This is a genomic window from Mesorhizobium sp. L103C119B0 (assembly GCF_000502235.1).
In the GTDB taxonomy this organism is placed as follows: Bacteria; Pseudomonadota; Alphaproteobacteria; order Rhizobiales; family Rhizobiaceae; genus Mesorhizobium.
Genome location: NZ_AYXE01000003.1, coordinates 693,058 through 706,288, shown reverse-complemented (window position 1 = coordinate 706,288; position 13,231 = coordinate 693,058). Strand labels below are relative to the sequence as shown.

At 56.4% G+C, this 13,231-nt stretch carries 9 protein-coding genes; 8 read left to right on the top strand and 1 reads right to left on the bottom strand.

From position 1 onward, the window contains the following. Window positions 1–986: 986 nt before the first annotated feature. A complete protein-coding gene (locus X728_RS158665) occupies window positions 987–2,918 on the top strand; it encodes a hypothetical protein (RefSeq protein ID WP_023831013.1) in 1,932 nt (643 codons plus the stop codon). A 52-nt stretch (window positions 2,919–2,970) separates the two neighbouring features. Beyond that, on the top strand, window positions 2,971–3,879 hold the full coding sequence (locus X728_RS158670) for a carbohydrate kinase (RefSeq protein WP_196815060.1): 909 nt from the start codon (window positions 2,971–2,973) through the stop codon (window positions 3,877–3,879). 38 nt (window positions 3,880–3,917) lie between these two features. Here X728_RS158670 and X728_RS158675 read toward each other — a convergent pair whose 3' ends face one another. After that, on the bottom strand, window positions 3,918–4,415 hold the full coding sequence (locus tag X728_RS158675; protein WP_032897321.1) for an NADAR family protein: 498 nt from the start codon (window positions 4,413–4,415) through the stop codon (window positions 3,918–3,920). 35 nt (window positions 4,416–4,450) lie between these two features. Here X728_RS158675 and X728_RS158680 point away from each other — a divergent pair, with 35 nt between their 5' ends. From X728_RS158680 to X728_RS158705, 6 genes are all read left to right on the top strand, one after another. Then, window positions 4,451–4,810: a helix-turn-helix transcriptional regulator gene (locus X728_RS158680; RefSeq protein WP_196815059.1), complete on the top strand. Its 360-nt coding sequence runs from the start codon at window positions 4,451–4,453 to the stop codon at window positions 4,808–4,810. A gap of 102 nt (window positions 4,811–4,912) precedes the next feature. Beyond that, on the top strand, window positions 4,913–6,031 hold the full coding sequence (locus tag X728_RS158685) for a hypothetical protein (protein WP_023831009.1): 1,119 nt from the start codon (window positions 4,913–4,915) through the stop codon (window positions 6,029–6,031). An 18-nt stretch (window positions 6,032–6,049) separates the two neighbouring features. Further along, window positions 6,050–7,942, top strand: coding sequence for a hypothetical protein (locus X728_RS158690; protein ID WP_023831008.1), 1,893 nt, complete (start codon window positions 6,050–6,052; stop codon window positions 7,940–7,942). Between the two features lie 76 nt (window positions 7,943–8,018). Continuing rightward, complete coding sequence (locus X728_RS158695) at window positions 8,019–9,113, top strand: hypothetical protein (protein ID WP_031195071.1); 1,095 nt, start codon at window positions 8,019–8,021, stop codon at window positions 9,111–9,113. A 359-nt stretch (window positions 9,114–9,472) separates the two neighbouring features. Next, complete coding sequence (locus X728_RS158700) at window positions 9,473–10,732, top strand: RES domain-containing protein (protein WP_023831006.1); 1,260 nt, start codon at window positions 9,473–9,475, stop codon at window positions 10,730–10,732. A gap of 385 nt (window positions 10,733–11,117) precedes the next feature. Next, on the top strand, window positions 11,118–13,148 hold the full coding sequence (locus X728_RS158705) for a conjugal transfer protein TraG (protein WP_023831005.1): 2,031 nt from the start codon (window positions 11,118–11,120) through the stop codon (window positions 13,146–13,148). Window positions 13,149–13,231 lie beyond the last annotated feature (83 nt).

The following is a 13,231-nucleotide window of genomic DNA, read 5'->3' as shown; positions in this document are numbered from 1 at the left end:
CCTGCATCACCGCACGGAGCACTTCGTGCAATCCATCCGGGTTCGAAAGCAAAATGTCTTTGACGGCAGCGCTGGTCGATTTACCTTCTGTCTTGGTCATGGTGGCGTTCCTTCCAGGGAATCGGTGACGTTGAACATCACCAGCCTGCCATGACCGCCCCCTCTCAGCGAATTTGCAGAACTCTCAGCACACTACCGAGGCTGGCTCCGGCGGGGTCGCATCCGGGGCTTTCGGAACCCGACGACAGCACATTTCGGCTACACGTCGTGCTCTTGACCGCCGCCCTCCTGCTTCGACGATTTGACGCGTGGGGTAAGCCATGAACCAGGTCGTCGGGTTTTCTGCTCCATCAGTTCCCGTGGTCGACGCCGCCGGCGAGCGCGCCCGCTGGCGGTTTCTGTAATTCTTCACCGCGCATATCCGCAATCCGAACACCCGCCGCGCTTACAGCAGGGATGTCGGCCAGTTCCTCGAGTGGTGCCAGGCGCAGGGCGTGCGCGACATTCCTGACGGACCGCAAAGCGCCTAATCTCGGACGTAGATCGAGTTTTTTCTGCAGCTTCTAAGCGGACGTGCGAATTCAATGCTCGACTGGCGTTGGCGTCCAAGCGCGGTACTAGCTTCTCCGGCCTCTCATATTTTGTTCACCGTCGCCTTTGCACTCATAATGTCACAGGGTGCGCTGATCCCTTCTCGGCAATATGACAGCCATGACGAGAGAGGCTTGAGAATCACCGCCAAACCGAACATAACAGGAACAAACTGGTGCAGTGGTGTGAGGAAGCTGGTGTTTTAATGCGCTTTATCTGGAAGATGGGTGCCATCATACGTTGGCAGAAAATAGCGTGCGGCCGGGCTCTGAATATGCGATGTTTCTTAGGCACGGGCTGGTGAGATTGCTTGCCCCGCCGCGTTCGCGAACGATCCGTTCTCGTGAACTACAGCGTCCGCTTGCTCCGAGTCCGTTTGAAGTTAGGCGAGCAGAATGACTATCTTCTCCGAAAAATTGCGCCGGTTGCCTGAGACAATCGAGTTGGCGAGCGCGCACGGAGTTGGCGACATTGCTTTCGCTCTCTCACAAGGGAAAGGACGGCTCGCCGTCGCTATTGCCTCGGGGGGATCCGTAGTTACGGCAGAATTCTTCTCGCGCTGCCGGACAACATTGCAATTGGGTCCGACGATGGTGATGACACCCATGCAGTTCGTCCTATCTATGGAAAATTGGGATGGATGCGATATCTGGTTGTTCAGCGCCGGAGCGAACAATCCTGACATCGCGGCAGCCTTCCGTGTCGCAAATGCATCCAGCTGCAAATCGATCCAGTTGATGACAGTTCAGTCGGAAGGCGCGACAACCATTGTGGCCTCAGATAGTCTTCGCGCCAAAGTGATTGTTACGCCAGTTGCTGATCCCAAGGATGGGTTTCTGGCGACGCATTCAATGATTTCGATGGTGACCGCCTTGTTGATGGCGTCAGATCTCACCACTGAACAGCCGCAACGCGGGAGATTGGCCGAAGAACTCCGAAAGCGCGCGGAAGAGGTGCTAAGTGCACCTCAAAGCCCAGACTTCGGTTTCCAGGTTGGGGATACTCTGTTCGTTCTGCACGATCCGCAAAACGCAGCAGCTGCAACGTTGATTGAAACTTCTCTTTGGGAGACCGGAATAGCGCCAGTACAGAGGACTGATTTCAGAAACTTCGCTCACGGTCGTCATGTTTGGGCGGCGAAGCATCCAGAGACCATGTACGTGCTGGCTTTGACAACCACGGAAAGTGGCGATGTTTGGAAGCCCATCCGTGCAGCGCTTCCTTCCCAGACCCGGATTCAACATGCTGAGTTCGATCACGGTGGCCGATTGGCCAATGCGGTCAGCATTTTGTGGGGTCTATCCTTCGTTCAGCACCTCGGAAACGCTACGAGTATCGATCCGGGACGCCCGGGGAGAGGCCCGTTTGCCGAGGCGATATATGACAATCCCGCGCTCGACACGCTTTCGCGAGATTTGACTTCATCGGTTCGACACAAGGCGTCCGCGCGGATGCACTTTGATCCTATTGATGAGCGATCAGCATCACTTTGTTCCGTTGGGCGAGAGAGGCTGCTTAGTTTGGCAGGCGCGAGCTTTGTCGGTCTCGCGCTCGATTATGATGGGACGGTCGTACCGAACGATCCGCGTGAAGCCCGGCTCGGTCCTCCTCCCAAAGCGATTATGCACGAACTGGTCAGGCTGGTTGATGACGGCATCCAGGTGGGCTTTGCGACAGGACGCGGCGGCTCCGCTGGCGAAAAATTGCGAGACGCCCTTCCGAAGCGGATATATAGAAATGTCCTCATGGGTTATTATAACGGCGCCCACATTCGAACGCTCGACGTCGACATAGCCGAGGACCCCCCGCAACGAAATCCGAACATTGCCGAGGTTACCCGGTGGCTAACGGGCTCAGGCCTGCTTCGCGACGGAGTCGAGATCAAGGCTCGTCCAATTCAGGTATCGATTGACTATGCCGATGTCATCGACATCGAGCGTTTTGCGGAGAGCCTGGCTGCTTGCCCTCAGATAGTCGAAGGCAGCGTGAAGGTGCTGAGATCTCACCATAGCGTCGATATCGTCTTGGCATCTACGTCAAAGCTGCGCGTTGTAGAGGAGCTCGCCCGTCGATCCGGCGATGCGAGCAAGGCCGTTCTCGGCATCGGAGATAGTGGCTCGCCATTGGGAAATGATCGGGAGCTATTATCTGGACCGCATTGTCTAAGCGTTGGCAGTGTTTGCGGCGCTTCAGGCGGCGCTTGGACGCTGTTTGGATCAAAGTTGCGCGGTCCGGATGCTCTCCTGCGCATTTTGCAGGCCGCTCGTGCGAAGGGATGCGAAATGATAATTGATCTTTCTGCTCTGAAGCTCGATCAGCACTCTTGAAATGGTGACCGAGAAAAAACAGAGTGAGCCAGCTTGTGACCGGGAGAGTCCGATGAGTGCAGTCGACGTGGTCGGCACAGGATTTACCGTTCTCGACCGCATCTACGCGGACTCGTTGGCGGTGTCGTCCGAGGATCTTGGTGGCTCTTGCGGGAATGTGTTGATTTCGCTCGCCATGCTTCAGCGGAATGTGGCGCCGGTGTTGAGCCTCGGTGAAGACGAGGTTGGCATCCGTCTTGTGGTCGCATTCCGGCACGCGGGAGCCGAGACGCGATACATCCGACAAACAGAACACATCCGCTCGCCGATCCTTGCTCAGCGTCTGCATGGGCCTGGGGTACATACATTCGAATTTAGGTGTCCAGAAACTTCCATCGATCTTCCGCGATATCAGCCGATAGACTGGGACGATGTGAGCCGGGCTCTGCCGGCGATCAAGAATTGCAATGTCTTCTATACGGATCGATTATCCGGAGCGATCGTCGATGCGATGGAAGCTGCGGCCGACGCAGGGTCCATCGTTTATTTCGAGCCATCTACGATTGGCGATAAAGAGCTTTTCAGACGCGCAGTCGCTGCAGCGTCCGTTCTGAAGTTCTCAGCAGAGCGTCTGGCAACACTGGCGGGGCAGGTCGCCCCCCACGACGCCCTTTTCCTAATCGTGACGCACGGAGAAGCTGGTCTGGAGGTACGACGGGGAGCTGAGAAGGCGTGGTGCAAATCCTACCCGGCACCCGAATTGCGCGACACCTGTGGTTCTGGCGATATGGTAAGCGTTGGCGTGATTGATTGGCTGCTGACCCGCCGCGAACGCGCGACCCGGAAGATATCAATTGACGAATTCGTTGTCGGAATCGAAGCCGGACAACGGCTGGCTGCCGAGAACTGCGCCTATCTCGGTGCTCGCGGTATCTTCCGCGAGCGTGGTGCAGAATACGCGCGGTCTGTCTTGCGGGGGTAAACCCGATGTCGGCAGTTTCAGATTTGCATTGGCTCTTCTTACGCCGCCTTCGAGACGCCGTCGTTCTGAAGCTTTGCACGGAGTTCCATCAGTAGCTCTCCAAGCATATTGCGACCCTGACCATTCACTTCTCCCCAGAGCCGATTCACCTCATTGTCGACGGTCGCAGTTTCAATTAGTCGAGCTGAGCCCGTCGATACCAGCAATTCGCGAAGATCTTCATGCTGAGTGAACTTGGCTCGGAGCACGCACCTCATCCTGTCAAACTTTGTCCGTGACCAGCCTGGGCTGACATCCCAGTAATATAGCCCGTGCGCCGCCATCGCCAGAAGGGCGGGAGACGGTGCCGCCATAAGCCATGCTTTCACTTCCGGCTTACGCGCCTTGCCGGCCTGATAGGCGTGCTCGCTCGTCGCAAAGCGCTCGCCTTCGAATTCAATCTCGCGCCGGAATAGATTGCTGAAGGCCCCGTAAGGCTTCTCGCTGGCACGATAGAACCGGATTTCCTGGCCAACATCCGTCACGAAAAACTCCATTGTAAATTCGCATCGTTTAGTGCATGCAAATTTACATGAAGCCGAAGCAAATTGAAAGGGCGGAGTTGGTCCGCCATATAAATGAAAAGCGCTTGGAAGCAGGCCTTTCCTACGCGGAACTGGCCGATATTGCTGATGTCGACGCTAGCCAAGTTTCGCGTATTTGTCGGGGGCAATTCATTACGTTCGGAGCAAGCGTCGTGCGAATTTGCACGACCCTCGGGCTGCAAAATACGCAGGGTGAAGGAACGACATGGAAACGCAGTCGGCGCGCATTCGATCCGAACTGGGCAAAGCTGGAGCGCTCAATTCGGCGTGCTTGGGACAATACACCGGTCGGTGCGGAGCGGCTTGCAAAAGTCATAGGTGCGGTTGGCGAAATCACCCGCAAGTGAATCCCGTGAATTAAGGTAAGGACAGGTTGATTTCGCTGGACGAACGCACTCCTCCCTGCGGTATATCGCTGCGGTCGGGTAGAGGTGTCATGGGGAGTTCTGATGAGGAAGGATTTGGCGGAAAGCCTGCTGGCAAAAATCATGGAATGGTCTGACGAGGAAAAGGCAGCGGAACGCGCTTATCTCGAAAGCTTTGCCAGTTACAAATACGACGAATATCAGCAGTTCTCGCCAGGCAAACGGTTCATCGAGAGTCTGGCGCTCTGGCTTGGGCAGTTCACCGGGGGTGAAGAGCGTCGCGCGGCTTACAACTTCGTGCGAAAGAGGCTGCTTTTCATATCCACAGATGAAATGAATCATCTGGTGGAGCTTACCTTCCCGACGATCATTCGCCCAATCCTAATCGCTGACACTGCGACCGAACTTGGGGTCGATCCACATAAAGTGAAGGCAATCGTCGACACGGTGGTGTATCGAACTCGACTTCGCCAGACACTGGTCCTAGGCCTGAGCGACGGTGCGCGAACAGACTGGTTTCGTCGCGCGAATCCGCAAGAGATGTCCAATGAGCAAGTCTTTCATGCCTATGACGTTTCGGATCCGAAAAGCGAGGGCATGGTCCAAGACCTTCGGAAGCACCTAACGAAGATCTTGGGTCGAGAACCCCATGATCATGAGGCCCGGTTCCGGTACATCGTACTGCTCGATGATTTCACTGGCAGCGGTACGAGTTTCATTCGAGAGGATGGGCAAGGTGGTTGGACCGGGAAGATAGCAAAGATCGTTAGCGGCTTAATGAAAGCAGGAAACCTTGGAGACGCGATAGCGAATTCCGGCGTCAAGATAATCATCATTCTCTATGTCGCCGGCGATCAGGCAATCGAGCACATTGAAAGCCGTTTGCCCAAGTTGACCTTCGGAAAGGGCACAATCGAGTTCGAGGTGGTTCACAAACTGGGCGAAACGACGCCGCTCGGTGATGCAAGCGACAGCCCAATCCTGGGGCTCGTCGCAGATGATCGATATTTTGACGACGATGCCGACGATGAGCATTCTAAAGTAGGCGGTACAAGCAAGCGCTACGGTTTCGCCAATTGCAGGCTACCGCTCGTGCTAGCTCACAACACTCCCAACAACTCGATCTATCTGCTCTGGGCAGAGGACGACCAATCGGTTCGGGGCCTATTTCCGAGAGTTAGCCGCCACAGAAAGCTACAGTAGGTGAGAAATCCATTCCGAATGCGCGCATCCCAGCGCTCGACGAGTGACGATGAGTTTGTTCGTCTTTTCGGCGTGGGTGCTTTGGAGGTTATCAAGTCCTTCGATGACCCTTGGAACGGTCTCGTCTTTCTTCGAAGTGCACCTGGTGGCGGAAAGACTACGTTTCTGCGTATTCTTACGCCGCGTCCGCTGAAGCTCACTGACAACCTCGCAGATCAGCATCAGCAGGTGAAGGCGACGCGCGACGCGCTGAGAGAGGTTGGCGCCATCGGTCGCGACGGACCGCAATTGCTTGGTGCGATGGTCGTCTTCACCAGTGAGTACAAGGAACTGAGTGCCTTTGACCGCGGCAACATACTCTTTCGAGAGCTATTGAATTCACGAATTGTGGTCGCGACACTCAGGTCGGTGCTGGAACGAGCGGAACGTCAATTTCCCGACGATCTTGACCAATTCAGCTTTGAATGGGAGCCGGAATCAGACGCGACTATTCCGGGCCGCGCTACAGGAAAGGAGCTTTTTACCTGGGCCTCGCGCATCGAACGAGATTTCTATGATCGAATGGACGATCTGGGTTCGCCTGCGTCGATAAAAGGTGGGCACGCGCGCTTGGACGGGCTCAAGTGGTTTGCGCATGTTCGCATAAGCGACGCGCAGGGTGATATGGAGGTCAAGCGCGTCCTTCTCATGGACGAACTCCAGACGCTGGCTTCTCCACAGCGTGCAAGCCTGATTGAATTCATAACCAATGCGCGGGAGCAGTGCGGAGTATGGATCGCTGAAAGGCTAGAGGCTCTTACGCATAAGGATCTGCTTTCCGAGGGCGCGCTCCGCAAACGAGATTACGAGAACGTCGTTCAACTGGAAGAACGTTGGTCTGGAACAAGAACCAAGTCCTATACCAAATTTGTGGAAACGATCGCCAATCTTCGGGCGGCCAAGGCTGATGGTTTCGAAGGGCGCGAACTGTTTCCGCTCATTGGTGAAACCGACGACATACCGAGCTTGGAGACCGCTCTCACTGGCCGTATGGCGGAAATCGAGGCCGAAGTTGTTAAGATGGCCGGCGTTGGCCCTCGTTATTCGAATTGGCTTGCCAATGCTCGCGGGCTAAGCGGCAACCTTCTCGAACGCGCCTTCAAATGGCAGTTGCTCAAAATTCTGGTCATAAGAGATACGAGACGAACGCAGACAAGCTTCGATTTCGATTCATTGACATTGGATGAGTTCGGAGCACGATCAGGCAGCGGCACGGACCGAGCAGCAGAACACTTTCTGCGATCAGATGTGGGAGCGCCAATCTATTTCGGCCGTGAGTCTTTGAGCGCCGTATCATCCTCCAATGTGGACCAGTATCTGGAGGTGGCAGGCGCATTGTTTGAAGAAATCTCTGCGAAAATCCGGTTTCACCGAGATCAGCCGGTGCCACTCACGGCAGCGCGACAGGACGCACTGATCCGGGGCGTTGCGAAGGATCGGTGGGATGGGCTTCCGCGCCGCCTTCCGCGTGGTGTCGAGGCGCGCCGCCTGCTCGAAGCAATCGGCGAATACTGTCGCCAACAGACTTTCAGAAGCAGCGCCCCCTACGCACCCGGTGTGACCGGAATTGCGATCACCATGGACGATCGAAAACTGATAATTGACAGCGAGGACGCTGAAATCTCGCATTTTATTCGACTTCGAGACGTCATGACGTCTCTCGTGTCGCATAACCTGCTGATGCCACGTCTCGACCATAGAAATAATGGTCGGGAATATGTCGTGTTCTATCTGAACCGACTTCTCTGCGTACATTTTGGCCTGCCACTTGGTTACGGCGGCTGGAGACATCAAACACTGAAGAGCTTGCTTCACTGGCAAGAAGCAGGAGCGAAGGCAATCGCGGTGGCCGAGGAGGCAACTCTTGTCTAGTCCTAGCCCGGCAATGCGATGGGATCCCTACTCCCTCACACTCGACTCCGATTTCACCACGTTCTGGCGACGGCGCTTGTCGGCCAAGAAGCGTAAGGTCCTTCTCGTGATTGGTCGCGGTTTCGATATCAGAACTCTTGAAACTGCTCGACGCTTGCATGCCCTGGACGCCGATATATCGGTCTGGCAGTTGGTGTTCGACAACGGATTGGGCGACAGCCCGAAGCGATCGGAACTCACGGCGACCAACCACGAAGGACTCTTGAAACTCGTTCCCGCGGAAAAGATCGTTGCTGTGCCGATCGAGATTGGAGGCCCCGTAGGCGCTGCTGTAACTCCACGAAATACCAAAGCTTCATTGGACAGAGCGGGAGATTGTCACGACTTTGACGATGTCATTGTCGACATCAGCGCTATGCCGCGCATGGTGGCACTTACCGCTGTAAGCGTCCTTCTCTTCAAACTTGATAAGCTGGCCGAAGCAAACGGCCCAAGCGTAAATCTTCACGTGACCACATCCGAGAGTGTTTCTGCGGATCTCGGCGCGGCGAAAGGCAGTCTCAGGGACAGCGTAACCTTCGTTCTTGGCTTCTCCGGACATCTTGAAGAGCAGACTACTCAGAATTGGCCGCGGGTGTGGTTTCCTGTTTTGGGTGAGGGTCAGCGTGACCGACTGCATCTCATACAAGACCATGTGAACCCGGATGAGATTTGCCCGGTTATCCCTTTTCCTACGAGAAAGCCACGGCGAGGGGACGAGGTGGTCGGTGAGCACCGTGACACTCTGTTCGACGACTTCAAGGTGGAGCCGGCAAACATCTTGCTTGCAAGCGAATACAATCCGTTCGAGGCATACCGCCAAATATTCACGGCCATGGAACGATACAAAAAAGCCCTCAAACCTATGGGTGGCTGTAAGCTGTTTGTGTCGCCTCTCTCATCAAAGCTGCTTTCGATTGGCGTGTTGCTCGCGTGTTATGATCATAAGTTTGGAAAGGGCTCTAGCGACGGCTTTGACGTAGGCATCCCCTATGTCGAGACAGCTGTATACGGAGATCCGGAGCAGAATGCTGAAACTGCCGATTTTGAACTTCACTCGTTGTGGATACGCGGGGAATGGGAGGAGCCGATTCCAGCCACCGCGTCGGCAGCAGTGACGGCGGCAACATAACACCGAATGAAGATCATTGCCGGCCCGTTGGAGGCTGAACCACCGGAATGGCTGGTTACTCGTTTTCGCCTTTCGAAAGTCGCCGTTCCGGTCTCGGCCCCTATCTGCCGGGATAATCCTTCTCATCTGGAGGTCCAGTGGATTCCCGTTGGTTGGTTTAGGTCGAAGCGGAATGGCGGCTTGTAAGCTGCAGTCAGCCAAATTAGACATTCTGCAACTCGGTTCGAGCAAAAAGTGACACTCTTAGACGGTTCGGTGATCACCGATCGTTGGGCTCGCGGGATCTGTGACCAGAATGTTTGTTGTCGACTCCGGAGAAGAATTTGAACGTTTGCCCTGATTGCTTTTTCGCAAGCGGATTGAAGAGGCGGATCCAAGAAGAGAGACGATCTTTTCCTAACGGGGTCTCTTGCGATTTCCACTCTACGAAAAAGGGAATTCCGATCACGGCAGTTGCCGCCATTGTTGACCCGGTGTTTAGAGAGAATTTCGTGGGCGGGCCGTATGACGCCTATTACGATAGATATGTCGAGACTGCGGGAGCTGACCTTGAAGATACGCTACTCGACTTAACGGGTGCGGACGACACAAGGGCTATTGATGGGTTAATCGCTGAACTCATTGACGCAGACAATTATTGGCCGCCCGACGGTGAAGAAGCATTCTACGATAATGACTATCGGTACTCGAGAGAGCAGACGGGGCTAAGCGAGCACAACCAGCTTTGGTCGGCATTTAAGACCAGTCTGATGCACCAGCGCCGGTTCTTCAATGCGGAGGCGGAGGATCTTCTACGGCGCATTTTTGAGGATGTGCACCAGCAGCGAGACATCAACCGTTCAGGGCCTGTCTACATGATAGACCCTGGAGGGCAAGGGGCCAACTTCGTACGCGCGAGGGTTGCCAATGAGCCTGCCAAGCGCCAAGAGATTCAGGCCGATCTCGCTGGGAAACTGGGGCCACCGCCAGAGCGACTGCGAAAGCCAGGCCGCCTGAACCCGTCGGGTATTTCGGCCTTCTATGGTGCATATGATTCCGACACCTGCATCGCAGAGCTTAGACCTAGTGTCGGTGAGTTTGTGGCCGTCGCCGAATTCCGCATCACGGAGCCCATCTGCGTGTTAGACACCACGTTGTTTGGTACTAGGCCGAAGGCGTATGACCCATTCGCAACCAAGGCCCGGAAACGAGCTGCGCAATGGTTGTTTATGACAAGCTTCATGAACGAGATTGCTCGTCCGATCCTCCCCGAGGATGTCCACTTGGACTACGTACCAACGCAGGCTGTTGCAGAGTACCTTTCGAATCGCGAATTCGAGTTCGCTCGTAGGAAGCGCACAATAGATGCGATAATCTATGGATCTGCGCAACATCCCGGTGGGCGGAACATAGCGCTCCTGGGATCAGCCTCTGTGGTTGGGCCTTTAGCCGAACCGGCGAGTGAGACGCCACCATCGAGCGACTCTGGCCTATGGTCGGATTGGCTCTCGCCGGAACCTCCGCCTAGGACGCGGATCGTGCCTATTCCCGAGAGCTTTCGCGTGCATCGCGTAGACGGGGTGACTTTCAGCGCTCCGGCTCCCGAGCCCGTTCACGGCCAAGAGGAAGATCCCGACTAACCTTTGCCAATGAGATTATCCTGATTGTCTCGACTGCGACGTGCCACCAGAGGATCAAGGCCTAACTCCACCAGTCTGCTTCGAGGACGTTTTAGGAGTAGATCAAACGACCGAAATGGGGGCGGAAGCTAACCAGGCAAACTTTGCCTTGGCAGGACAGGAATGGCAGCTTTCCGCCGACGTCTCCTATTACCAGACCGTCCGCAACCGGCCCCCATACAAGTCATTCGCTCGTCGCCCTCCCCATGACACTTCTTGGCGCCCCAGTCTTCCAAGCCTGCAACGTTCACTGCATCGCACGGGCGCGTATATTGGGTATCTTCGATATTCTGAAACGTCACGTCATGCTGCTTCCATCTACTACCAAACAGTGGAGGCTGTGCCCGTGAAACCGACGAAGCTCCTTGTCGGCCAGATCGTAGTTGTGTTCGCCATCGTCATCGTTGGCGTATGGGCGGCAACGCAATGGTGCGCCCACATGCTGGACTATCAGCCGCAGCTTGGCGCGCCATGGTTTGCCGCGGCGGCCCGGCCGATCTACAAGCCGTGGAAACTGTTCGAATGGTGGTTTCACTTCGACGCCTATGCGCCTGAGGTCTTCGACAAGGCCGGCATGCTTGCCGGAGCCAGCGGATTCTTGGGGTGTGCGGCCGCAATAGCTGGCTCCCTCTGGCGCGCGCGGCAGAGGGGGTTGGTCACCACCTACGGTTCCTCACGATGGGCCGCGGCTCGGGAAATCGAGAAGGCAGGCCTGTTTGAGCCGGCCGGCGTTTTCCTTGGCAAACTGAAGGATCACTATCTGCGACATGACGGGCCGGAACATGTCATGGCCTTTGCGCCGACACGTTCGGGCAAGGGCGTGGGATTGGTCGTTCCAACGCTTCTTTCCTGGACCGGCTCGGCCGTCATTCACGACATCAAAGGCGAGAACTGGCAGCTGACTTCCGGCTGGCGGTCGAAGTTCTCTTTCTGCCTCCTGTTCAATCCGACCGACTCGAGATCGGCGCGCTATAACCCGCTGCTGGAAGTGCGCAGGGGTTCAGATGAGGTCCGCGACGTTCAGAACATCGCGGACATTCTCGTCGATCCGGAAGGCGCGCTGGAGCGGCGGAATCATTGGGAGAAGACTAGTCATTCACTCTTGGTCGGGGCCATCTTGCACGTGCTCTACGCGGAAGAAGAAAAGACGCTCGCGCGCGTCGCCACTTTCCTGTCGGATCCGCAACGCTCGTTTGCCGCGACACTGCTGCGGATGATGACCACCAACCACCTCGGCACGGCGGACACACCTCGGGTCCATCCCGTCGTGGCCTCGGCGGCTCGCGAGGTGCTGAACAAGTCAGAGAACGAGCGTTCTGGCGTTCTCTCGACCGCAATGTCGTTTCTCGGGCTCTATCGTGATCCGACGGTTGCCTCGGCAACATCGGCCTGCGACTGGCGCATTGCCGACCTCATGGATGCGGAACGACCGATGTCGCTCTATCTAGTGGTGCCGCCATCGGATATTTCGCGCACCAAGCCACTGGTGCGACTGGTGCTCAATCAGATCGGCAGGCGACTGACGGAGCGGCTGGAAGGTGACCCGAAGAAAAGCCGCAAGTACCAACTGCTCATGATGCTGGACGAATTTCCGGCTCTTGGTCGCCTCGACTTCTTCGAGACCGCGCTCGCCTTCATGGCGGGTTACGGCATCCGCGCCTATCTGATCGCGCAATCCTTGAACCAGATCTCCAAAGCCTATGGCGAGAACAACGCCATTCTCGACAATTGCCATGTGCGCATTGCCTTTTCCTCCAACGACGAGCGCACGGCCAAACGCATATCGGATGCGCTCGGTACGGCGACGGAACTCAGGTCCATGCGCAACTACGCCGGCCACCGGCTGGCGCCCTGGCTTTCGCACGTCATGGTCAGTCGCCAGGAGACCGCTCGCCCGCTGCTGACGCCTGGCGAAGTGATGCAGTTGCCGCAAGCTGACGAATTAATCCTTGTTTCCGGGTTGCCGCCGATCCGCGCCCAGAAGTTGCGCTATTACCAGGATCCGAATTTCACCGAACGGGTGCTGCCGGCGCCGGTGTTGCGCGACGGTCTGTACGCGGACTGTCCTGCGTCGCGCCCCGACGATTGGAGCGGACAAGTCCGCAGTGTTGACCGCCGTCTCGCTGCCGATGACGAACACGCCGGCGCGGCAATCGAAGAAGGGAGCGGCGTGCAACAGCAGCGTCATCCCGGCCTGCCTGAAGACCACGTCGTCGTCTCTCGGGAGCCTGATCAGGATGACCTCTTCAATCTGTCGGACGATGACGCCGAGGCACTCGCAGACAAGCGCGTCATGGACCGGGTTTCTACCGCGGCGAGCGCCTACGGCCTCAACGAGGGAAGCGGCGACGACAAGGACATCATCCCCGGCTTCTGAACGCTTTCCGCAACTGAGGCGTATCTCGGCGTAGATAACGCCCATAAGCGATTTTGCGGATCTCGGCGATGTTCGTTCGCACC